Source organism: Enterovibrio sp. QJM3NY_24 (genome assembly GCF_057786035.1).
Window position 1 is genome coordinate 3,151,051 of sequence record NZ_CM173519.1, and the last position, 23,448, is coordinate 3,174,498.

At 48.2% G+C, this 23,448-nt stretch carries 17 protein-coding genes; 8 read left to right on the forward strand and 9 right to left on the reverse strand.

Going from position 1 to position 23,448, the window contains the following annotated elements; all coding sequences use genetic code 11:
* Positions 1 to 112 precede the first annotated feature (112 nt).
* The 8 genes from acnB to ampD all read right to left on the reverse strand — a co-directional run bounded on the left by acnB (position 113) and on the right by ampD (position 15,612).
* A complete protein-coding gene (gene acnB / locus AC3CIC_RS14080; protein ID WP_026024083.1) occupies positions 113 to 2,710 on the reverse strand; it encodes a bifunctional aconitate hydratase 2/2-methylisocitrate dehydratase in 2,598 nt (865 codons plus the stop codon).
* Between the two features lie 224 nt (positions 2,711 to 2,934).
* Positions 2,935 to 5,205, reverse strand: a complete 2,271-nt coding sequence (locus AC3CIC_RS14085) for a patatin-like phospholipase family protein (protein WP_488514902.1) — start codon at positions 5,203 to 5,205, stop codon at positions 2,935 to 2,937.
* Between the two features lie 366 nt (positions 5,206 to 5,571).
* Positions 5,572 to 7,215 carry a methyl-accepting chemotaxis protein gene (locus AC3CIC_RS14090; protein ID WP_488514903.1) on the reverse strand — a complete coding sequence of 548 codons (1,644 nt, stop codon included), beginning with the start codon at positions 7,213 to 7,215 and terminating at the stop codon, positions 5,572 to 5,574.
* A 393-nt stretch (positions 7,216 to 7,608) separates the two neighbouring features.
* The gene (gene lpdA, locus AC3CIC_RS14095) at positions 7,609 to 9,039 is read right to left on the reverse strand and encodes a dihydrolipoyl dehydrogenase (RefSeq protein ID WP_016960727.1); all 1,431 of its coding nucleotides are present in this window, start codon (positions 9,037 to 9,039) and stop codon (positions 7,609 to 7,611) included.
* 241 nt (positions 9,040 to 9,280) lie between these two features.
* The gene (aceF, locus tag AC3CIC_RS14100) at positions 9,281 to 11,179 is read right to left on the reverse strand and encodes a pyruvate dehydrogenase complex dihydrolipoyllysine-residue acetyltransferase (protein ID WP_488514904.1); all 1,899 of its coding nucleotides are present in this window, start codon (positions 11,177 to 11,179) and stop codon (positions 9,281 to 9,283) included.
* Positions 11,180 to 11,192: 13 nt separating this feature from the next.
* Positions 11,193 to 13,856 (reverse strand): pyruvate dehydrogenase (acetyl-transferring), homodimeric type, encoded by a 2,664-nt coding sequence (aceE, locus tag AC3CIC_RS14105; RefSeq protein ID WP_394211628.1) that lies wholly within the window; start codon positions 13,854 to 13,856, stop codon positions 11,193 to 11,195.
* A 128-nt stretch (positions 13,857 to 13,984) separates the two neighbouring features.
* Complete coding sequence (gene pdhR, locus AC3CIC_RS14110; RefSeq protein ID WP_016960730.1) at positions 13,985 to 14,758, reverse strand: pyruvate dehydrogenase complex transcriptional repressor PdhR; 774 nt, start codon at positions 14,756 to 14,758, stop codon at positions 13,985 to 13,987.
* A gap of 311 nt (positions 14,759 to 15,069) precedes the next feature.
* The gene (ampD, locus tag AC3CIC_RS14115) at positions 15,070 to 15,612 is read right to left on the reverse strand and encodes a 1,6-anhydro-N-acetylmuramyl-L-alanine amidase AmpD (protein WP_026024084.1); all 543 of its coding nucleotides are present in this window, start codon (positions 15,610 to 15,612) and stop codon (positions 15,070 to 15,072) included.
* 195 nt (positions 15,613 to 15,807) lie between these two features.
* Between ampD and nadC the strand changes: the two genes are divergently transcribed.
* The 8 genes from nadC (at position 15,808) to yacG (ending at position 22,882) form a co-directional block, all read left to right on the forward strand.
* Complete coding sequence (nadC, locus tag AC3CIC_RS14120) at positions 15,808 to 16,713, forward strand: carboxylating nicotinate-nucleotide diphosphorylase (RefSeq protein ID WP_488514905.1); 906 nt, start codon at positions 15,808 to 15,810, stop codon at positions 16,711 to 16,713.
* Between the two features lie 230 nt (positions 16,714 to 16,943).
* Entirely contained in the window at positions 16,944 to 17,348 is a 405-nt protein-coding gene (locus AC3CIC_RS14125) for a pilin (RefSeq protein WP_488514906.1), read from the forward strand.
* Between the two features lie 16 nt (positions 17,349 to 17,364).
* Positions 17,365 to 19,059 carry a type IV-A pilus assembly ATPase PilB gene (gene pilB, locus AC3CIC_RS14130; RefSeq protein WP_488514907.1) on the forward strand — a complete coding sequence of 565 codons (1,695 nt, stop codon included), beginning with the start codon at positions 17,365 to 17,367 and terminating at the stop codon, positions 19,057 to 19,059.
* An 11-nt stretch (positions 19,060 to 19,070) separates the two neighbouring features.
* Complete coding sequence (locus tag AC3CIC_RS14135) at positions 19,071 to 20,294, forward strand: type II secretion system F family protein (protein WP_488514908.1); 1,224 nt, start codon at positions 19,071 to 19,073, stop codon at positions 20,292 to 20,294.
* A gap of 139 nt (positions 20,295 to 20,433) precedes the next feature.
* The gene (locus tag AC3CIC_RS14140; protein ID WP_488514909.1) at positions 20,434 to 21,306 is read left to right on the forward strand and encodes a prepilin peptidase; all 873 of its coding nucleotides are present in this window, start codon (positions 20,434 to 20,436) and stop codon (positions 21,304 to 21,306) included.
* Complete coding sequence (coaE, locus tag AC3CIC_RS14145) at positions 21,307 to 21,927, forward strand: dephospho-CoA kinase (RefSeq protein WP_488514910.1); 621 nt, start codon at positions 21,307 to 21,309, stop codon at positions 21,925 to 21,927.
* Complete coding sequence (gene zapD / locus AC3CIC_RS14150; protein WP_016960738.1) at positions 21,920 to 22,660, forward strand: cell division protein ZapD; 741 nt, start codon at positions 21,920 to 21,922, stop codon at positions 22,658 to 22,660. Before coaE ends, zapD begins: the two co-directional genes overlap by 8 nt.
* Before the next feature lie 24 nt (positions 22,661 to 22,684).
* Positions 22,685 to 22,882: a DNA gyrase inhibitor YacG gene (gene yacG, locus AC3CIC_RS14155; protein WP_016960739.1), complete on the forward strand. Its 198-nt coding sequence runs from the start codon at positions 22,685 to 22,687 to the stop codon at positions 22,880 to 22,882.
* A gap of 99 nt (positions 22,883 to 22,981) precedes the next feature.
* Here yacG and mutT read toward each other — a convergent pair whose 3' ends face one another.
* The gene (gene mutT / locus AC3CIC_RS14160; protein ID WP_488514911.1) at positions 22,982 to 23,386 is read right to left on the reverse strand and encodes an 8-oxo-dGTP diphosphatase MutT; all 405 of its coding nucleotides are present in this window, start codon (positions 23,384 to 23,386) and stop codon (positions 22,982 to 22,984) included.
* Between the last annotated feature and the right edge of the window lie 62 nt (positions 23,387 to 23,448).

The following is a 23,448-nucleotide window of genomic DNA, read 5'->3' on the forward strand; positions in this document are numbered from 1 at the left end:
TAAACATTGCCTCAAAGCCCTAGGTCCGATTTTCCTTCGATACAAAAAAGCCTCCAAATCTGGAGGCTTTCTCTTATCTAGCGTCTCGTTTCTCGAGACTCACCACTGATGCTTATACCGCGGTTTGGATAATGACTTCATCCGCTTTTTTGGTGTACTCATCCATACGGTGGAAGTTCAGATAACGATAAGTATCTGCTGCCGTCGCATCGATTTGCTTCGCGTACTCTAGGTATTCTTCAACCGTTGGAATACGGCCAATAATCGCACCAACAGATGCTAACTCTGCAGAAGACAGATAAACATTCGCACCTGTACCCAAACGGTTCGGGAAGTTACGGGTAGAGGTAGAAATCACGGTCGCTTTATCAGCGACACGCGCTTGGTTACCCATACACAGTGAACACCCTGGCGTTTCGATACGCACACCAGCACGGCCGAAGATACCGTAGTAACCTTCTTCCGTTAGCTGATCACGGTCCATCTTCGTCGGTGGCGCAACCCACAAACGGGTCGACAAGGTGCCACCAAATTTCTCAAGCAATTTACCTGCCGCACGGAAGTGACCAATGTTGGTCATGCAGCTACCAATGAAGACTTCATCAACCTTGTCACCCGCAACATCAGACAGCAAACGCGCGTCATCTGGGTCGTTAGGTGCACACAGGATAGGTTCTTTGATATCAGCCAGATCGATTTCGATCACTTCTGCATATTCTGCGTCTTTGTCAGCTTCCATCAGTTCTGGATTCGCCAACCATGATTCCATTGCCGTGATACGACGCTCGATGGTACGGCGATCGCCATACCCTTCGCTGATCATCCACTTCAACATCACGATGTTTGACTGAAGGTACTCTGACACAGATTCTTGTGACAGTTTCACCGTACAGCCAGCAGCAGAACGCTCTGCAGAGGCATCTGAAAGTTCAAACGCTTGTTCAACCGTGAGATGTTCAACACCTTCGATTTCAAGAATTCGACCAGAGAATGCGTTGATCTTGCCCGCTTTTTCTACGTTCAACAGACCTTGCTTGATCGCAAAGTAAGGGATCGCATGGACCAGATCACGCAGTGTGATACCCGGTTGTAGTTCGCCTTTGAAACGCACCAAAATTGATTCTGGCATATCCAATGGCATAACACCTGTCGCAGCAGCAAACGCAACCAGACCTGAGCCTGCTGGGAACGAGATGCCCAGCGGGAAACGGGTGTGTGAGTCACCACCCGTACCGACGGTATCAGGCAGCAGCATACGGTTTAGCCATGAGTGGATAACACCATCACCCGGGCGCAGTGCTACACCACCACGGTTCTGAATGAAATCAGGCAGTGTGTGGTGAGTCACGACGTCAACAGGTTTCGGGTACGCTGAGGTGTGGCAGAAAGACTGCATCGTTAGGTCAGCAGAGAAGCCAAGACACGCCAAATCTTTCAACTCATCACGAGTCATAGGACCGGTGGTGTCTTGAGAACCTACTGTGGTCATTTTTGGCTCACAGTACGTTCCAGGGCGAATCCCCTGAACGCCACACGCTTTACCTACCATCTTCTGACCAAGGGTGAAGCCCTTATCAGATTCAACAGCAGGTAATGGACGGCGGAACACCTCAGAAGGTGAAAGACTCATTGCTTCACGAGCGCGATCAGTCAGACCACGGCCAATGATCAACGGAATACGGCCACCCGCGCGCACTTCATCGTACAGCACGTCAGTTTTCAATGAGAAGGTAGACAACACGTTGTCAGTGCCGTGGCTACATACTTCGCCTTTGAATGGATAGACGTCAATCACGTCACCCATGTTCAGCTTAGCAACGTCTAGCTCGATAGGCAGTGCGCCTGCATCTTCCATAGTGTTAAAGAAGATAGGTGCGATTTTACCGCCCAGACAAAAACCACCCGCGCGCTTATTAGGCACGTTTGGAATGTCATCGCCCATAAACCAAAGCACTGAGTTAGTCGCAGATTTACGTGAAGAGCCCGTACCAACAACGTCACCAACGTAAACCAGTTGATGACCTTTTTCTTTCAAAGCATCAATTTGTTTGATTGGACCAACAACGCCAGCTTGATCAGGTTCGATACCGTCACGGGCGTTTTTCAGCATTGCCAGAGCATGCAATGGAATATCAGGACGTGACCAGGCATCAGGGGCTGGAGACAGGTCATCGGTGTTCGTTTCACCGGTCACCTTAAATACAGTCAGTGTGACTTTTTCAGGAACGTTTGGCTTAGACAGGAACCACTCCGCATCCGCCCAAGCTTGCATGACTTGTTTCGCGTACGCATTACCTGCTTTGGCTTTTTCTTCGATGTCATAGAAAGAATCAAATACTAGCAAGGTGTGTGACAGTGCTTTAGCAGCAATTGGCGCCAATGCCTCATCTTCTAGCATGTCGATCAGGGGCTCAATATTGTAGCCACCTTGCATGGTACCAAGCAGCTCAACCGCTTTTTCTTTGCTAACTAATGGTGAGCTTGCTTCGCCTTTTGATACAGCTGCCAAAAAGCCCGCTTTTACATATGCGGCTTCATCAACACCCGGTGGAATACGGTTTTCAAGCAGGTCGATAAGAATAGCTTCTTCGCCCGCAGGTGGGTTCTTGAGCAATGCAATTAGGCTTGCGGTTTGATCCGCATCAAGTGGTTTAGGGACAATACCCTGAGCAGCACGTTCTTCGACGTGTTTACGGTAGGCTTCAAGCACGACGTTTTCCTCATATTGCGGTCTGACCATCGCGGCCAGACATCCTTGGAATTAAGCTCGGCTTGCAGGCACCTTAACGAAACGTAGGGTAACTATCTTTCTATAGTGCCTTGCATGACGAAGCTGGTATGTTATCACTTTTTAACCAAATTTTAAATTCCAGCCATGGAATGAAACATTTGGTTTGGCGATGAGAAAGTGGCTCTCACCTTCCTCGCAGTCCTTTAAAAATCAGACCCGACTATAAAATAGAACGAATCGAGATCATTTTCTGTACGACCATAGGCGACAATGATTGGACCCAATGGCGAATCAACTCCCGCAAATATACTGCCTGCGGCATAAAACGGTACTTCTTTTAGCGAAAAATCTGGGTTGTTCCACACTCCGCCATACTCAATAGATGTCCCTAAATAAACAGGAGATTTAAACAAACCGAAGTCGTTATCCAGCAGACGATATCGATAAACAACCGCACCAAAAGCGATATTGTTTGCCCACAACGAGTCTCGCGGTATACCTGACAGGTTAAGGAACCCCCCTAATTCATGAGGTTCAATGGCAACGCTTCCGACTCGCGCATTAATGGTGCCGTACTTGGCTTTACCATAAACGGTATGTTTACCGATGTTCTTTGCGTAAATGCCCTCGATATTGAGCACACTGGCTTCGGCAATTGATCGCCCTTCGCTACTGTCTAATTGATCTCTTGCGTAGCCCAACGACATATTAAGATAGCCGCCACGGTTCGGAAAAACACGATTATCCAACGCATCTAACGTCACACTGATATAAGGCATCTCGCGCTGATATTTGAGTTCAGATAACCCACCCGCCAACTCTTCTTCACCATCGATATACCGATAACCCAGCATAAACTCACCCCAAAGCTGGGGTTGCCAACCTATGCCAACATCTGCAATGACCTCACTGTAACGAGCGTCCACGGTGAATGTATCTTCGCCCAAATTGGGTTCATCAGAGCGGTAATACGCATCTCGCTCACGCACTTCCAATCCACCAAGCACTTGCGCAAAGTAAAGCTGATCGGCAGAAAACGGGAGATACAACTCTGCCTGTGCGCGCTTGTCCGTGCCCAGCTCAAAGAGCGTTCTTAACTCTGCACCATAATCAGTAAGCCCTGTGCTATTGATACTGACACCGGCAGAAAAATTAGTATCCGATTCAAAGTTGTCTTCTAACGCAAAACGGAAGTCGACAAAGTTTGGCCCCCAGCTTTTCTCTTTAACATCAACAACGAGGACATTTTCTTCACCTTGGCGCTCAAGGTGATAACGCACGGTTTCAAACCGATCTAAGGCGTAGAGATTTTGAACCGATTTCTCAAGTTCATTCGAGTCCACTCGCCCCGTTTCAAGGGATAATCTGGCTTTGAGGACGTCATCTGAAAAGCTGGTATCGTTATTGATGATAATGTTATCAACTGACAAAATATTGCCATAAACCATCAATCTGCGGCGACGTTGTTTTTTCTCGATATAAATCTGATATTGCCCAGAGGTTAAGCCCAACTCTTTGAGCACGTCTTTGTGTTCAAACGCCACCAAATAGCCTTTCTCGTAAGCCTCGGGCATACGATCGAACTCTGTGGTTTCCATGTCTCCGACTTGTGGCGTCAGCAAGATATCGTCGTCGCTCATATTGGCTATCTGCTGATCGGTGCTATTTCGCACCATATAGTTAACCAGCTGATTCATGACAGAAAGATAAGAACCTAGCTCCGCCGCAGGACTGTAATCCGTACTGATATCCACCGCGATAACTATGTCTGCGCCCAACGCTTTAGCGACATCAACCGGCATGTTGTTTACTGAGCCACCGTCGACAAGGTAGCGCCCTTCAAGCTCAACAGGCGGCAGCGCACCGGGCACCGCCATACTGGCCAGCATTGCCTCTGTTAACTGGCCGTCACCAATCACAACCGGAACTAATCTCTCGATATCCGTCGCAACCGCACGGTAAGGCACCACCATTTGATCGAAGGACTCAAAGGAAGGAAGATTACCCGTAGACTCACGCAGAATACGGATCATATTCTGGCCTTGGACAATCCCTTGGGGGGTTTTTAAGCTTTTGAAGTCAAAACCGAAATTCGTTGATAGGTTATAGCGATCTTCATGCTCTTTATCACGCGTGCGTCGATCTCCTCGATAGACGCGATCTTGATACCCGGCGTTCCAATCAATGGATTCCATCAGCACCGAGATTTCGTCAGCCGTCATACCAATGGCATACAGCCCACCAACATACGCCCCCATACTGGTCCCAGCGATATAGTCCACCGGGATCCGCATTTCTTCGAGAGCTTTAAGCACACCAACATGCGCAGCCCCTTTCGCGCCGCCGCCGCCCAAGACTAACCCTACGGTAGGACGAGATATTTTCTCTTGTGAAAATGCGAATGATGCAAACAGCATGGCGACTGCAAGCACTAGGGTGGCGATGAATCTTCCTTTTAAAAGCCTAATCAACATGTTGTGCTGCCTTGCAATGTTAATATTTCTTTGCGCGTAATTAACACCGATGAACCATCGATACTATGGAGAAAAACATGAATTCTGAGTATTTGGCGGTCTGTGAGGTTAAGTAATACTGTTTACGTGATTTTTTATTTTCAATCACTTAGCGTATTCACCTCGAACGCAAACCACGATGGCACACAGACTCTGGGTGAATGGAACACAATATCATCTCACCTATGTATCAGGGAAATGTCTTACTGATGTTAATTAGCAAATGAGGAAGTGAGGGAATAACGTGAACAACAATACCCTTTATGTCAGTCATAAAAAAACGCCACAAATGTGGCGTTTTATCAACGAGAGATGAATATTTCTCTTTTAGACGCGAAAACCACTAACCACGTTATCTAACTGACGGCTCTTGTCTGCCAATTCCGCGCATGTCTGCTCAACGCTCCCCAGATTCTGGTAAACACGCTGACCATTTTCGACAATACCGTGAATATTTCGGCTGATGTCTTCTGAAACTGCCTTTTGTTGCGATGACGCAGTAGCAACTTGTGCGTTTTGATCGTTGATGGTGATGATCATCGAGGACACGGCATCGAGGTATTCAGACGTTTGTTGAATGTGCGACACGGTGTCATTGCTTGCTTCGCTGCTTTCATTCATGGATGAAACCGCATTTCGGGTGCCCGTTTCCAGACGTTCGATCATGTTGCGGATCTCTTCTGTGCTTTGTTGCGTTTTGTTTGCCAAGTTACGCACTTCATCCGCAACTACCGCAAACCCTCGGCCCTGCTCACCCGCACGTGCCGCTTCAATTGCCGCATTCAATGCGAGTAAGTTGGTTTGCTCTGCGATACCACGAATCACATCAACGATTGACGCAATGCTATCTACATCGTGATTCAACGACGTGATCATAGTCTGTGACTGTTCAATACGGCTGCGTAACGAAGACATTGCCGCTACAGTGCCAGCAACACTGCTCTGCGCTGCGCCAATTTCCTGCGTGGCCGTGCCTGTTGCATCTGCGGCATCCGACGCATTCTGGCTGATTTGCATGCTGCTTGCGCTCATCTCCTGCACCGCGGCGGCAATCATGTCACTCTCGCGATGCTGATTTTCCGTTTCCGTCACACTGCTGCGAATGGCGATTTCAATCTGTTCAGTGTGCTCACGAACATGATTAGATGCATCAACGACCTCTTTAATACTCGCCTGTATCTTAGCGACGAAGCGATTGAATGACTCGCCTAGCTGACCAATTTCATCCGTTGAACGCACCGTCAGACGCTGCGTGAGATCACCATCACCTGAAGCAATATTTTCAAGAGCATCACCCATCTCTTTCACGGGTTTAAGTAGCATGTTCGACAGTAAAACACCGCCAAGCACCGCGAGAATTAGCGCGCCAATGGTGCCGCCAACAATCAAACGCTCGGCTTGAATGGTAGACGCATCGATATCTGCAGAAATTTGTGCTGATACCTGACTAATAGCCTTAGATAGAATTTTAATATCGCCACGCAACTGAGCAAATGTATCTTCTATGCCTTCATAACTATTGGCATATTGGCGGCTCGCCGAATCAGGCGTTCGGATCAATCTTTCGAGCTCTGAAGTCCATGAGTCTGTATTATTGATCAAACGATTCAGTGTCGCTTGATGGCTCACATCAATCACGCCCGCATCGATAACACGCTGTACAACTTTCAAACGAGGAAGGGTATTCGGTGCGTTGTCGTTAAACTCAAACGTCTGCTTCTCGACCATTTCTTGCGTCACGCCTTTCGCCAACAAACCTTCAACACTGCCTAGCACTTGATAGAGATCGCGATAAGCATCATCAATACTTTCAACCGTCGGATTAAGCAGATCATTCAATGTCGAATTAAGCGCGACCTGACGTTCGAACGTTTGGTAAGTCATCGCCAACACAATCGTAAAGATGACTGAAACAAACCCAAGGGGAATAAATAATTTGGTACGGAATGAAAGTTGACTAATGAACTGCATAATTCCTCAAGTGCGAATAGATGACGGCGTTAAATGATAGGAAAATAAGTGGATCTAGCGTCGATTCGCGAAATAAAGCGCGGCTATGAATATCCAAATAATCTGGCAGACATTGGGCGCCCTCTGTAGCAGCATATGCGTTAGCACCCAATATTCGGCATGGCGTATGGTATCAACTCAAACTATTGATACGAAATATAATATGCAGAATTATTGATATAACACACTAAAAAATACAATGTATTTTTAATTTTCATTGCCTCCTTCCAAAATTCATCAATATAGCTAACCACCCCAGATTAACAGACAGTCTAATCAAAATAGCATGTGACAAATTGGCAAAAAAAAACGCCTCGAAAATCGAGGCGTTTCTAACAAATCAGCGAAAAATAATTACTTTTTCTTTTTCATTGCTTTTGCGTTTGGCAGGTCAGTGATTGAACCTTCAAATACTTCCGCAGCCAAGCCAACAGACTCATGCAGCGTTGGGTGAGCGTGGATAGTCAGTGCGATGTCTTCTGCATCACAGCCCATCTCAATCGCCAGACCAATTTCGCCCAGCAACTCGCCACCGTTAGTACCAACAACAGCACCACCGATGACACGGTGTGTATCTTTGTCGAAGATCATCTTCGTCATACCGTCTGAACAATCAGAGGCGATCGCACGACCAGAAGCAGCCCAAGGGAAAGTAGCAACTTCATAGTTGATGCCTTCTGCTTTCGCTTCTTTCTCGGTCTTACCTACCCAGGCAACTTCTGGCTCAGTGTACGCAATTGAAGGAATCACTTTCGGGTCAAAGTAGTGTTTCTTACCAGAAATCACTTCTGCCGCTACGTGGCCTTCATGAACACCTTTGTGTGCCAACATTGGTTGGCCAACAACGTCACCGATTGCATGGATGTGTGCAACATTGGTACGCAATTGCTTATCAACGTTGATGAAACCACGCTCATCAACTTCGATACCGGCTTTTTCTGCGTCCATCAGCTTACCGTTTGGTACGCGACCGATAGCCACCAGCACCGCATCATAACGTGTAGGCTCAGCGGGGGCTTTTTTGCCTTCCATTGAAACGTAAATGCCGTCTTCTTTTGCTTCAACCGCAGTCACTTTGGTTTCAAGCATCAGGTTGAATTTCTTGCTGATACGCTTAGTGAAGACTTTGATGATGTCTTTATCCGCAGCCGGGATAACTTGGTCAAACATTTCAACCACATCAACTTTAGAACCCAGTGCGTGGTATACGGTACCCATTTCTAGACCGATGATACCGCCACCCATCACCAACAGCTTTTCTGGAACTTCATTCAGTTCTAGTGCGTCAGTTGAGTCCCAAATACGTGGGTCTTCATGGGGAATAAATGGCAATTCGATTGGACGCGAGCCCGCCGCGATGATCGCGTTGTCGAATTTGATGGTGGTTGCACCATCCGCGCCTTCAACCACGATGGTGTTAGGATCGGTAAATTTACCGTAACCATTGACCACGTTAACTTTACGCATCTTAGCCATACCGCCAAGACCGCCAGTCAGTTGATTAACAACTTTTTCTTTCCAAACACGGATCTTGTTAATGTCGGTTTGCGGCTCGCCGAAAACAACACCATGCTCAGACATTGCTTTGGCTTCTTCAATCACTTTAGCAACGTGCAGCAAAGCTTTTGAAGGGATACAGCCCACGTTAAGACAAACTCCGCCCAGCGTGCTGTATTTTTCTACCAGAACAGTTTCCAGACCCAAATCCGCGCAACGGAATGCGGCTGAATAACCAGCAGGACCTGAACCCAGCACCACGACTTGGGTTTTGATTTCTTTACTCATTCTGACCTCGTTGTAGTCTTATATCCCTGACAGGCTAAGAGATTAATTTATTTTTCTATGACGGACTGTTATGTAGGAACAGTGTTGTTTCACTGCGAGTAGTTAGCCATTGGCAACCGCTCGTTTTGGCTCCACATTTTACAGCCGTGTTAACAAGCTGAAAAATAAAAACCCATAGCCTGTGAGCTATACATCAAATCAGCGTTCGTCATATGCAGACGAACGCTGATCGGGTGTCGTATTACAGTACTAGACGACGAATGTCAGATAGACACTCGTTCAGGTACGTTACGAAACGTGCACCTTCTGCACCATCAACCACACGGTGGTCGTATGACAGTGACAGAGGCAACATCAGGCGAGGAACGAAGTCCTTACCATTCCAAACCGGCTTCATTTCCGATTTAGATACACCCAGGATGCCAACTTCTGGCGCGTTAACAATAGGGGTAAACGCCGTACCACCCAAGCCACCAAGGCTAGAGATAGTAAAGCAACCGCCTTGCATGTCAGACGCAGTCAGCTTGCCTGAACGTGCCTTCTTAGACACTTCCATCAGTTCAGCAGACAGCTCGTAGATGCCTTTCTTGTTAACGTCACGGAATACAGGAACAACCAAACCATTTGGTGTGTCCACCGCGATACCGATGTTTACGTATTTCTTCAGGATCAGGCTCTCACCATCATCTGACAGCGAAGAGTTGAACGATGGGAACGCTTCAAGTGCTTTCGCAGCGGCTTTCATGATGAACACCAATGGGGTGATCTTCATGCCAGTGTCTTTCTTCGCTTCCACGGCATTCTGCTCTTTGCGGAATGCTTCTAGCTCAGTGATGTCTGCGTTATCCCACTGTGTAACGTGCGGGATCATTACCCAGTTACGGTGCAGGTTAGCGCCAGAGATCTTCTTGATGCGAGACAGTGGTTTGGTTTCAGTTTCACCAAACTTGCTGAAATCAACTTTCGGCCAAGGAAGAAGACCCAGTGCTGCGCCATCGCCTTTGCCTGATGCAGACGCTGCTGCGCCAGATTCCAGACGCTTAAGCGCATCTTTCACGTAGCTCTGAACGTCTTCTTTCAGGATGCGGCTCTTACGGCCAGAACCCTTCACTTTCGACAAGTTAACACCAAACTCACGCGCTAGACGACGAACCACTGGCGATGCATGTGCATATTCGTCGTTGTCGACGAAATCTGCTGATGCTGCAGGGGCTGGTGCAGAAGCAGCTTGAGCGGCAGGCGCGGCTGCCGGAGCAGAAGCAACGGGTGCTGCTGCCGCAGGAGCAGGTGCTGCACCCGCTGCGCCAACGGTCTCAAATACCATGATCAAAGAACCGGTAGAGACTTTGTCGCCCGCTGCGATTTTGATTTCTTTCAGTACGCCAGCGAAGGGGGCAGGGACTTCCATTGAAGCCTTGTCACCTTCAACAGTGATCAGAGATTGCTCTTCTTCAATGCTGTCGCCAACCGCTACCATGATCTCGGTAACTTCAACTTCGTCGCCGCCGATATCAGGAACGTGAACTTCTTTCAGTTCAGCCGCCGCTGGTGCTGCTACTGGAGCCGCCGCCACAGGTGCTGCTGCAACTGCTGCGCCAGACCCTGCAATTTCGAAAACCATGATAAGAGAACCAGTAGACACTTTATCGCCAGTGTTCACTTTGATTTCTTTCAGCACACCCGCGAAAGGCGCTGGTACTTCCATTGACGCTTTGTCGCCTTCAACGGTAAGAAGAGATTGCTCTTCTTCGATGCTGTCGCCAACCGCTACCATGATTTCGGTAACTTCAACTTCATCACCGCCGATATCTGGCACATGAACTTCTTTCAGCTCAGCCGCTACTGGAGCTGCAGCAACAGGTGCTGCTGGCGCTTCAGCCGCTGGAGTTGGAGCAGGTGCCGCAGCGCCTGCCTCTTCAAAGATCATGATCAAAGAGCCAGTAGAAACCGTATCGCCTACGACGATTTTGATTTCTTTGATGATACCTGCTTGAGACGCAGGTACTTCCATTGACGCCTTATCACCTTCAACAGTGATCAGCGATTGCTCTTCTTCAATTTTGTCACCGACGCTAACGAGGATTTCTGTTACTTCAACCTCATCGGCACCGATGTCTGGTACATTAATTTCGATTGCCATTGATATATGCCTCTTACGCGTACAGTGGGTTCACTTTCTGAGTGTCGATATCGAACTTTGTAATCGCTTCAGCAACCACAGATTTTTCAATATCACCACGCTTAGCCAGTTCAGTCAGCGCAGCAACAACAACGTAGCCTGCGTTAACTTCGAAGTGACGGCGCAAGTTTTCACGGCTGTCTGAACGACCGAAGCCATCCGTACCCAGCACTTTGAAAGACTCAGAAGGCATGAACGCACGCACTTGTTCTGCGTAGTTTTTCATGTAATCCGTTGCTGCAATCGCTGGCTCAGAGCCCATCACTTGAGTGATGTATGGCACTTTTTGCTCTGCGGTTGGGTTCAACATGTTGAAGCGCTCTGCATCTTGACCTTCACGCGTTAGCTCATTGAATGAGGTAACAGAGTAAATGTCAGACGCTACACCGTAGTCATCGCTCAGGATCTGCGCGGCTTTACGCACTTCGTTCATGATAGTGCCCGAGCTCATCAATTGAACTTTGTTTGCACCCGCATAAGACTCAAGCTTGTAAATACCTTTACGAATGCCTTCTTCAGCGCCTTCTGGCATGCCTGGCATTGCATAGTTCTCGTTCATCAGCGTCAGGTAGTAGAACACGTTTTCTTGTTCTGGGCCGTACATGCGACGGATACCGTCTTGCATGATCACCGCTAGCTCGTACGCGAACGTTGGATCGTAAGAGATACAGTTAGGGATGGTGTTCGCCTGAATGTGGCTGTGACCATCTTCGTGCTGCAAACCTTCACCGTTCAAGGTAGTACGACCTGCCGTTGCGCCCAGAAGGAAGCCACGTGCTTGTTGGTCGCCTGCCATCCACGCCATGTCGCCAACACGTTGGAAGCCGAACATTGAGTAGTAGATGTAGAACGGGATCATTGGCAAATCATTGGTGCTATAAGAAGTTGCTGCAGCGACCCATGAAGACATGGCGCCCAGTTCGTTGATACCTTCTTGCAGAACCTGACCAGAGGTTGCTTCTTTGTAGTAAGAAACGACGCTGCGATCTTCAGGCGTATATTCTTGGCCTGATGGGTTGTAAATGCCGATTTGACGGAACAGACCTTCCATACCGAAAGTACGTGCTTCGTCGGCAATGATAGGAACGATGTTCTTACCAATACCTTTGTTTTTCAGGAGGATGTTCAGGGTACGAACAAACGCCATGGTGGTAGAGATGTCACGCTTCTGCTCATCAAGCAGTGGTTTGAACTCTTCCACTTCTGGAATAACAAGTGCTTCAGAGAACTTAGGCAAACGCTTAGGCGTATAACCGTGCAGCGCGTTACGACGTGCATGCATGTATTCGTACTCTGCTGAACCTTCTTCCAACTTCAAGTAAGGAAGTGCTTTCATGTCTTCATCAGACACAAGCTCTTGCAGGCCCAGACGATCGCGAAGGTGTTGAACATGCGTCATGTCCATTTTCTTCACGCCGTGTGCAATGTTTTTGCCTTCTGCCGCTTCACCCATGCCGTAACCTTTAACGGTTTTCGCTAGGATAACGGTTGGACGATCAGAGGTTTGCTCGGCATTTTTGAATGCGGCAAATAACTTAGACGGCTCATGACCACCACGCTTCAGCGCGAAGATCTCTTCGTCAGTCATGTCTGCGACCAATGCCAACGTCTCTGGGTATTTACCGAAGAAGTTCGCACGAACGTACGCGCCATCTTTAGACTTAAACGTCTGGTAATCACCATCGATGGTTTCGTTCATCAACTGAAGCAGTTTACCTGTGGTGTCTTTCGCCAGCAGTTTGTCCCAACCGCTGCCCCAAACAACCTTGATAACGTTCCAGCCAGCGCCTTTAAATAGGCCTTCAAGCTCTTGGATAATCTTGCCGTTACCCATGACTGGGCCGTCAAGACGCTGCAAGTTACAGTTGATCAGGAAGCATAGGTTGCCCAGTTTTTCACGAGAAGCGAATGAAATCGCGCCACGTGATTCTGGCTCATCCATCTCGCCGTCACCCAAGAATGCGTAAACGCGTTGAGCGCCAGTTTCTTTCAAGCCACGGCCTTCAAGATACTTCAGGAAGCGCGCTTGGTAGATAGCAGAAATAGGACCCAGACCCATAGAAACGGTCGGGAACTGCCAGAACTCAGGCATCAGTTTCGGGTGCGGGTAAGAAGGAATACCCTTGCCATCAACTTCTTGACGGAAGTTATCCAGCTGCTCTTCAGTCAAGCGGCCTTCAACAAACGCGCGAGAGTAAATACCCGGAGAGATGTGACCTTGGTAGTAAACCAAATCACCACCATCCACCTCGTTAGGTGCACGGAAGAAATGGTTAAAACATACTTCGTAGAATGCAGATGCAGACTGGTAAGACGCCATGTGGCCGCCAAGATCCAAGTCTTTTTTCGATGCACGCAACACGATCATGATCGCGTTCCAACGAATGATAGAACGAATACGACGCTCCAGGTTTACGTCACCTGGATATGCTGGTTCTTTATCCGCAGGGATGGTATTCACATAGTTGGTGGTGATGCCTGTTGGCATATCAACACCATCAAGGCGTGCCTTTTCCATAACTTGCTCAAGTAGGAACTGGGCACGTTCTACACCTTCTTCACGAACGACTGATGCAAGAGCTTCTAACCACTCTTGAGTTTCAAGTGCGTCCACGTCATTTTTCATGACTTCAGACATGGCGATTCTATCCTTTCGTTGATTGACTCGTACAAAACTAATGTTATCGCAGCTGAAAAAACGCATCCTGACAGCTACTTCGGCGTTGTCCTATTGGACACATACACTGACAAAGCTCTCAGGACGCGCTATTCCGACTCGTCCTTGCGTTGTTGAATCCGGCGAAGAGAGCGCTCACGGCGACTTTCTTCCCTACCCAGATCCAACAGGGTTTCTTCTATAAATGCTAAATGCGCATGCGATGCCTGACGGGCTTTTTCTGGTTCGCCAGCCGTGATCGCTTGCACAATGTTTGCTCTGTGTTTACTGACTTTATCAACGACATCTTCACGTCGATTCAGCAGTTCAAAATTCTGTAAAATGTTGTGCTCTAGCAACGGCGCCAAGCTGCGCATAATGTGCAGCAATACCACGTTGTGTGACGCTTCTGTCACCGCGATAAGGTATTGCATAACCGCAGCGGCTTCGGCTTTGATATCACCGAGTTGCTGAGCTTCGCGAATGTTATCGTGACAATGACACACTCGCGTTAAATCTTCTTCTGTGCCTCGTAATGCCGCAAAATAAGAGGAAACCCCTTCTAGAGCGTGCCGAGACTCCAGTAAATCCAATTGGCTTTCTGGGTGCTCTGCGAGCAAATCAATCAGCGGCTCAGAAAATCTCTGCCACAATCGCTCGCTAACAAATGTGCCACCACCTTGTTTTCGAGTCAGTAGCTTTTTAGCTTCTAATCGCTGAATCGCTTCTCGAACAGAAGGGCGTGAAACATCAAATTGTTTCGCTAACTCTCGCTCTGGTGGCAATTTCTGCCCCGGCGATAGCGTCCCTTCTAGAATCAGGCTTTCAAGCTCTTTCTCTATAACATCTGACAGTTTGGGTTGACGAATCCGTTGTATAGCCATCGTTCTTCTTCGTTATTTGGCGCCGGAGTGCCTGCGCGTCCTTTCCCATTTACCGACATTGTCAATTGGTAAGACCAATTACAAAACAGGTAAAAAGTTACCAGAATGCGGCTTAAGTGTCCACCGTAAACTTGATTTGCGTCATAGAAATTACAATTAGACTCGGGATGGCAATTAATCAACAAACTCGCAATGGTCAGACCAATTTATTTGGTCAAGCCAATGAAAATAGACTAGCGATTTCACTGTGGTTTCATTTAAGACGCAGTCTCGTCAACACAGCATTACGCTATTAGGCTGTTTTTAATTTTTTATAAGTGATCACGAAACGTCTTCCAGTTAAATGACCGACCTGGATCCGTTTTCCTTCCCGGCGCTATATCTTGGTGCCCTGTGATACGTTCTTGAGTAATCGCGGGATAATGGTGCATTACCGCGGCGGCAACATTCCCTAGTGTTTGATATTGCACATCGGTGTACGGCAGGTCGTCAGTCCCTTCAAGCTCAATGCCAATGGAGAAATCATTGCACTGCTCTCGTCCTTCAAACACGGATACGCCGGCATGCCAAGCTCGTCGATTAAACGGAACAAATTGCACCACGCTGCCATCTCGCTTGATCAAGCAATGCGCAGAGACTTTCATATCACGAATTTCATCAAAATACGGATGCGTGTTACAGGTTAGTTCACCTTGGAAAAATTGCTCAATGTAAGGCCCACCAAACTCGCCGGGCGGCAAGCTAATGTTGTGCACCACAAGCAATGACACATCGTCAGAAACTGGCCTGTCGTTGCAGTGTGGGGAGGGTAGATAGGAAGCGCTGTCCAAAAGGTGGTGGGTAATCGTCAGCATGAAATGATTCTGTGTTTCATCCGTGTAAACAAGTGCTTTGTATTTTAGCGTATTCACACCAGATCCCTAGCAATTAAACCGGTTGATTTCAAAAAATGCATGCCTCGCAATCTCATTCCCTCGCAGGTAAACTTGCACACAACACGTTCAGGCTTTGCCTGTCTATATTCTGTATTTATCAGTGATGGAACCACCATGTCAGAACAAGCTAACGCGTCACGCATTCATGATAGCCGAACCCGATTGGCCTACCTCAAAGAACACCTGCATGACGACATTATTCGTTGTGTCACCGATACGTTAAAAGAAGACTTGGGCGGCAGCGTTGATGCAACGTACGACATCACTGCCAGCTTGATCCCTGCCAGCACTCACTCTACCGCGACCATTATTACCCGCGAACACGGCGTATTTTGTGGCCGAGCATTTGCTGATGAAGTTTTTCGCCAGTTAGGCGGTGAAGTCAGCATCACGTGGAAAGTAGAAGATGGCGACAAGGTTGAACCTAACCAAGTGCTGTGTGAATTAAGCGGCCCTGCCCGCGCCCTGCTCACGGGCGAGCGCAACGCCATGAACTTCATTCAAACCCTGTCAGGCTGCGCAACAGAAACCGCGCGTTATGCTGAAAAACTGGCTGGCACCAAAACTCGCTTGCTGGATACCCGCAAAACCATTCCCGGCCTGCGCAATGCGCTGAAATATGCCGTGACCTGTGGTGGCGGTTTTAATCACCGTATCGGCGTTTACGACGCGTACCTTATTAAAGAGAACCACATCATTGCTTGTGGTGGCATTCAAGGTGCAGTCACTACTGCCAAAGCGCTCAACCCCGGTAAACCCGTTGAAGTGGAAACCGAAAGCTTAGAAGAGCTGCAACAAGCCATTGATGCAGGCGCAGACATTGTGATGCTGGATAACTTCACCACAGACATGATGCGTGAAGCCGTGACGCTGAACCAAGGTCGCATCGCGTTAGAGGTGTCCGGCAACGTGACCTTAGATACCCTTCGAGAGTTTGCCGAGACGGGTGTAGATTACATTTCTGTGGGCGCACTGACGAAGCACATCCGCGCGATGGATCTGTCGATGCGTTTAAAATAACACGCCTAATTTATTAAACAAAAAACACGCTAAATTATTAATAATGCAGACATTATGTCTGCATTATTAATTCCTCAATCACACCGCCAGAACTGACAAACATCTCAGTTACAAAAAAGACAACTCATCCCTCGAAAATCGCTTTTTATCCGCTGTTTTAGCCACTTAATCCGCCGTATTGTGAGCCCACTACAGCACTTTGCTGCACATAAAAACGGAGAGAAAAGGCAATGAAAAAACAAAAAGGTTTTAGCTTGATTGAGCTATTGATTGTTGTTGGGATTATTGGTGCGTTGACGGCGATTGCGGTTCCAGCATATCGTGATTTCCAAGAACAAAGCACCGTAACTGCTGGGGTTGCTAGCCTAAAAAGTCTCAGAACAGTAATAGAAACTAGCATACAAGAAGGCGATAACTTTCCCGTAGCCGCAGACCTAGGTGACTTTGGCGAACTGAACGGTGTGACTGTGCAAGCTCAAGCAACTGTAACCGGTACGCTGCAAATAACTGAGGCGGGCTTATTTACTGCACAGTATGCACGCGATGCAAATGGTGTTTGGGCATGTACATTTGGGGCAAGGACCGCGAATTTGACTATTGATGGATGTACAAGAGATGCAACTTTGAATCCATAAATTTCGACTAAATACCTTGATTAACAACCTTGCATCCATCCTTCATCGGGCAAATCGCCTTAGCAAGGTGCAGTTTGAAATCATCAAAAACCAAGTGGCACAGACATCTTCGTCTGTGCCTGCTGCGATCATTGCAAATGGTTTTTTTTCGGGTGCAGAGCTGGCACAAGTGCTTTCTCGGCTTTTTGACGAGCCAATCAAGTCAATTTCAGACTACCCTTTTACATTTACCACCGAGAAGATTAATAATCCTGATCTAATACTGCGGCATCAGGCGTTACCGCTTGAAATCGAGAACAATCAGTTACAACTGGCTATTAGCGACCCTAGCAACCTCGAAGCCCAAGACGACTTCCGCTTTACCACTGGCCTCCAAATTAAACCCGTTCTGGTTGACCATCAACAACTGGTGGGCGCGATTCGAAAACTCTATGGTAAGCAGATAGCATCAGGCCAAGGCGATTCAAAATCTGTTAGTGATTCAGAACTCGCCGATCTTGCTCAATTCGATGACGATGCCAACGCCGATGAACTGGTCACCGACGAAGCGCCTGTTAGCCGTTATATTCAGCAAGTGTTAATGGATGCCGTGCGCAAGCAAGCCTCTGATATTCATTTCGAACCGTTTGAACAGCGCTACCAAATTCGTTTTCGTTTAGACGGCATATTGCAAACCCACGGCACGCCGCCAGTGGGCATTTCACGCCGCCTTTCGACTCGTTTAAAAATTCTCGCCAAGCTCAACATTGCTGAACGCCGATTACCACAAGATGGGCGGATTAAACTAACGCTGGCGGACGGCAAATCTATCGACATGCGTGTTTCCACTTTGCCGACTTTGTTTGGCGAAAAGGTGGTGCTACGAATATTGGATGGCGGCAGTGTGGCACTGGATATTGATTCGCTAGGTTATAGCGAAATACAAAAACAAGATTACCTAACGGCGCTGGATAAACCCCAAGGGCTGATCTTGATGACTGGCCCAACCGGCAGCGGCAAAACCGTGTCGCTGTACACAGGGCTCAAATACCTCAACACAGCCGAGCGCAACATTTCTACTGCGGAAGATCCGGTAGAAATCAACTTGCCCGGCATCAATCAGGTCAATATTAATAACGACATCAAGCTCGATTTCGCCACGGCGCTGCGTGCTTTCCTTCGTCAAGATCCCGATGTCGTCATGGTAGGTGAGATGCGCGATCTTGAAACCGCTGAAATTGGTATTAAGGCCGCACAAACCGGACACTTGGTGTTATCAACACTGCATACCAACTCGGCGGCAGAAAGCATTACCCGCCTAGCGAATATGGGGGTCGCACCTTATAACCTCGCGGCATCACTGACATTGATCATCGCCCAGCGTCTGGCGCGTCGTTTATGCCAACACTGTAAAGTGCCTCACGAAGTCGATGATCACCAACTGACCGCTTTGGCGCCGCTCTACCCCAGCTTAATGTTGAATCACGTTTATCAAGCTAACTCGGAAGGGTGTGACCATTGCAATAATGGCTATATTGGCCGAGTCGGCATTTACGAGGTGATGCGTATCGATCGCACGCTATCTGAAGCCATTGGTAACGGCGCATCGGCTTCGCAACTTGAAACTATCGCCCTCAATAATGGCATGCTCACGCTCTCGCTTTCCGGTATTGAAAAGCTCAATCAAGGCATCACCAGCCTCGCAGAACTTCAACGCGTTATTAGTCTGTAAAGGGAATTACCATGGCCTCAAAACCCCGCAAGCTTTATTCATTCCAGTGGCGCGGCACGACCGCCAAAGGCGCCAAAGTCAAAGGCCAATTACTTGCTTACAATGAACAAGATGCCCGAAATTCATTAACCGAGCAGCGGGTTCGCATCATCAAAATCAAGCGTCGCTCGCCGTCTTCATGGGTAAAGCGCCGCAACACCGCCAATGCTAAAGACATCACACTATTTACGCGACAAATGGCCACCATGTTAGAAGCAGGTGTGCCACTGGGAGAAACCCTGCAACTACTGAAAACAGGATCAAAGAAGGCTGAAATGAAGCTGATCATCGGCCAAATTTATAGCCATATTGAAGCAGGTTCCTCGTTATCGCAGGCAATGAAGTCAAGCTCAACGCTGTTTGATCAGTTCTACTGCGATCTGGTGGCAACGGGTGAGCAAACGGGTCGTTTAGAACAAATATTTGCGCGCATCTGCGTGTATCGTGAAAAGAGTGAGGATACCCGATCCAAAGTCATCAAGGCGATGATTTACCCCGGCATTGTCTGCTCCATTGCCATATTGGTGACCATCGGTATGCTGTTATTTGTTATCCCAACCTTTAAAGACATCTTCTCGTCATTCAACGCCGAGTTGCCTTGGTTTACGCAAAAAGTTCTCGGTGTGTCTGATGCTATCCATGATTATGGCGTGTACATGCTGATTGGAATAATACTGGCGGCATTGGCGTTCAAAACCAGCTATCAAAAGAGTTACGCTTTTCGTCTCAAAGCCAGTCGATTTTCCCTGCGCATCCCTATTCTTGGCGACGTACTCACAAAAGCCACCCTCTCACGTTTTACGCGCACACTCGCCACCACGTTCAGTGCCGGTATCCCACTGCTCAATGGTTTGTCGGCAGCAGGTAAAACGGCCAATAACACCTACTTCAAACAGGTGATTGAAGACGTTCATAAGCAGACTTCTGGCGGGCGTCCTTTGCATCGTGCCATCAGAGAAACTGACGCGTTTCCTGACATGATGATCCAAATGGTGATGATCGGCGAAGAGTCCGGCGCATTGGATGACATGTTGAACAAGGTCGCGGGGCTGTATGAAGCCGATGTCGATAACACGGTCGATAACTTGGGGAAAATCCTCGAGCCTATGATCATTGTGCTGCTTGGCGTGTTGATTGGCTCGTTAGTCGTGGCGATGTACTTGCCGATGTTTGATCTGATGAACGTCATGGGGTAGACACTCCTAGCCTTCTGTTCTCTTATTTCACCTAAATACTCTGAGTATTCGATAGATGTTTAAATTCAGTTAATAAGAGGATAGAGGCGAGCCAAACAACCCGTTATCATGTCCCCATCAACTTACACTGGATTTCAACATGAATTGGCTGTTCGACTCTCCGAGTCTGTATGTGTTTCTCGCGTCTGTGTTTGGGCTTATCGTAGGCAGCTTTCTCAACGTCGTGATTTATCGCTTTCCAAAAATGATGGAAGCGCAATGGCGTACTGATTGTCATGAGTGTTTTCCAAGCGAGATGCCTGCACCTAAAGATATGGGCGTATTTAACCTCAGCCTCCCCCGTTCGCATTGCCCTTCTTGCCAAGCGCCCGTTAAAGCGATGGATAACGTTCCCGTATTGAGCTGGCTGATCCTTGGTGGTAAGTGCCGACACTGCAAAACTCCGATTAGCATTCGCTACCCCTTTGTGGAATTGCTGACCGCACTGCTTGTGGGCACCACGGCGTATTTCCTGCCGGGCTCTTATTGGTCTCTCGCCGTGATTGCTGCGACGTTTGTGTTGGTCGCTCTGTGCTTTATCGATATCGATACCATGCTGCTGCCCGATCAAATGACGCTGCCTCTAATGTGGGCGGGTATTCTACTGGCGGTGATTGGTATATCGCCGGTTTCACTGCAAGATGCGGTGATTGGTGCCATGGCAGGCTATCTGTCGCTTTGGAGCGTGTTCCAATTGTTTAAATTGCTGACTGGCAAAGAAGGCATGGGATACGGTGATTTCAAATTACTTGCCGCACTTGGCGCTTGGCTTGGCTGGCAACCGCTCCCTATGGTGATCCTCATTGCGTCGTTTGCGGGTGCAATCATTGGCATCATCATGATGCGTATAAAAGGCACGGGGAAAGAGACCCCGTTCTCGTTTGGACCATACCTTGCCATTGCAGGCTGGATTAGTCTGCTGTGGGGCAATAACATCATTGATTGGTATTTAACGTCATATTTGGGTTATTAGATGGCTTTTGTTGTTGGCGTCACGGGCGGCATTGGTAGCGGAAAAACCACAGTAGCAAACCTGTTTGCCGATAAACGCATTGAGGTCATTGATGCCGATGTGATCGCGCGTCAAGTCGTCGAGCCCGGCTCGGAGGGGCTAAGCGCCATTGCTGCAAAGTTTGGTGACTCGATGCTATCAGCAGACGGCACGCTGGATCGCGCTGCGCTGCGTGAGCACGTATTTTCACATCCTGAAGACAAAGATTGGCTCAATAATCTGCTTCACCCAAAGATCCGCCAAGAAATGATTCGCCAAACGACTCAAGCAGGTTCGCCATATTGTTTACTCGTGATCCCTCTTCTCGTTGAGAATGGACTTCAAAGCTTGTGTGACCGCGTTTTGGTAGTGGATGTGTCAGAGCAAACACAAGTTGAACGTGCATCACGAAGAGACAGCGTCTCAAATGAGCAGGTTAAACGCATTTTGGCGGCTCAAGCGACGCGTGAGGATAGACTTGCCCTTGCTGATGACGTTATCGTAAACGAGTGCACGCAAGAAGAACTCAACGGTCAGATTGACACCTTGCATCTGCACTACCTCACATTAGCCGGACACGATACTGAGAATCAACATGAGTAGCGATACCCTTTACGAGCACCCTTTGACTGAGCAGGTTCGCGTTTATCTGCGGCTCGAGTATTTGCTAAATCAAATCACCCAATCTGCAACGCTAACTGAGGATTCGCAATGGCGGGTTTTCTTTAAAAGCTTATTTGATTTAGCGGAGATCCTTGAACAAGTGCAAGTGAAAGGCGATCTGGCGAAAGATCTCGAAAAGCAGCGATCCAAGCTGGAAGCATGGCTCAATGTGCCCAATGTTGATACTGAGCAGCTAAATAGCCTGTTGCGCGAAAGTCGTCAGTTACAAAAAACCTTGCTGCAATCTCCTCGGTTGGGGCAAACGTTAAGAGAAGACAAGTTTCTTTCCTCTATTCGTCAACGCTTTTCTATCCCGGGTGGCACCTGCAGTTTCGATTTGCCTTCACTGCATCATTGGCTCAACCTGCCATTGGCACATCGTCAATCAGATGCAAAGACTTGGTGCGACACACTTCATCCGTTAGAAAATGCGCTGACATTTTGGCTGCAACTCACACGTGGTGGTGCCACCATGCAGCCCCGCACAGTGAGCAATGGTTTTTATCAACAAGAGGTCGACGGCGCGAGTTTGTTGCGCATGAGAATCTCCCCCGATTACAATGCATACCCTTTGGTGTCTGGTCATAAATCTCGGTTTGCTATACGCTTCATGCCGTTTGATGAAAACCAAGCTATTGCCGAGAAAATGACACTCTCGATAGCGGTGTGCTGATCAGTTAGAAGAAATGAGGTTTCCGTGAACCAAGAAAAACCCATCGTCGTAAAATGCCCACAATGTGGAATACCGGTTGTTTGGGGCGAAGTGAGTCCTTTTAGGCCATTTTGCAGCAAGCGCTGCCAGCTTATTGACCTCGGTGAGTGGGCTGAAGAAGAAAAACGCATTGCGGGCGCGCCAGATATGTCCGACAGCGATGGCTGGTCGGAAAATCAATAGAGCCAAATGACGAGAACACGAGGTTCGAGTCATCAGGGCGACAATATCCAACGTTAGCGCTTTTACTCGTTCCTCGTTATTCTCAATGCCAGCCTAAGCCTAAGCAAACATCTCTTGTATCTTTGCCAACACAGGGCTGTTCGCTTCTGGAAATTCAAACCCAGAAAGCGCTAAGATCTCAACCCACTGTCCAGGTTGCCCTTCCTTGCCATACGGCACGCCATCAAACACTTTAATAAGAAAGAAATCAAACGTCAGCGCTTTGTCAGGGTAGTCATGTGTCATCGACATAAACGCTTCTACGACGGTCGCGGTAATTCCAACCTCTTCTTCAAGCTCTCGGATCACCGCTTGTTCTGCCGTTTCCCCATGCTCAACTTGCCCTCCAGCAAATTCCCAAAACCCACCTTTGTGTGCTTTCGCTGGGCGCTGGGTAATGAAGATCTTGCTGTAATCAGGATTGAGGATGATCCCTGCGGCGATGTGTATTCGTTTCTTATCCATGTTTGACGCGCTCTCGTCCCATAAAAAAGGCCGCTTAGCGGCCTTTTGTGTTTCGTTGTTTA

Excerpts from the sequence above, each read along its gene's own strand:
- AC3CIC_RS14085 (WP_488514902.1), bottom strand. The coding sequence starts at position 5,205 with ATGTTGATTAGGCTTTTAAAAGGAAGATTCATCGCCACCCTAGTGCTT.
- AC3CIC_RS14090 (WP_488514903.1), bottom strand. The coding sequence starts at position 7,215 with ATGCAGTTCATTAGTCAACTTTCATTCCGTACCAAATTATTTATTCCC.
- lpdA (WP_016960727.1), bottom strand. The coding sequence starts at position 9,039 with ATGAGTAAAGAAATCAAAACCCAAGTCGTGGTGCTGGGTTCAGGTCCT.
- aceF (WP_488514904.1), bottom strand. The coding sequence starts at position 11,179 with ATGGCAATCGAAATTAATGTACCAGACATCGGTGCCGATGAGGTTGAA.
- aceE (WP_394211628.1), bottom strand. The coding sequence starts at position 13,856 with ATGTCTGAAGTCATGAAAAATGACGTGGACGCACTTGAAACTCAAGAG.
- pdhR (WP_016960730.1), bottom strand. The coding sequence starts at position 14,758 with ATGGCTATACAACGGATTCGTCAACCCAAACTGTCAGATGTTATAGAG.
- ampD (WP_026024084.1), bottom strand. The coding sequence starts at position 15,612 with ATGCTGACGATTACCCACCACCTTTTGGACAGCGCTTCCTATCTACCC.
- nadC (WP_488514905.1), top strand. The coding sequence starts at position 15,808 with ATGTCAGAACAAGCTAACGCGTCACGCATTCATGATAGCCGAACCCGA.
- AC3CIC_RS14125 (WP_488514906.1), top strand. The coding sequence starts at position 16,944 with ATGAAAAAACAAAAAGGTTTTAGCTTGATTGAGCTATTGATTGTTGTT.
- AC3CIC_RS14135 (WP_488514908.1), top strand. The coding sequence starts at position 19,071 with ATGGCCTCAAAACCCCGCAAGCTTTATTCATTCCAGTGGCGCGGCACG.
- AC3CIC_RS14140 (WP_488514909.1), top strand. The coding sequence starts at position 20,434 with ATGAATTGGCTGTTCGACTCTCCGAGTCTGTATGTGTTTCTCGCGTCT.
- coaE (WP_488514910.1), top strand. The coding sequence starts at position 21,307 with ATGGCTTTTGTTGTTGGCGTCACGGGCGGCATTGGTAGCGGAAAAACC.
- zapD (WP_016960738.1), top strand. The coding sequence starts at position 21,920 with ATGAGTAGCGATACCCTTTACGAGCACCCTTTGACTGAGCAGGTTCGC.
- mutT (WP_488514911.1), bottom strand. The coding sequence starts at position 23,386 with ATGGATAAGAAACGAATACACATCGCCGCAGGGATCATCCTCAATCCT.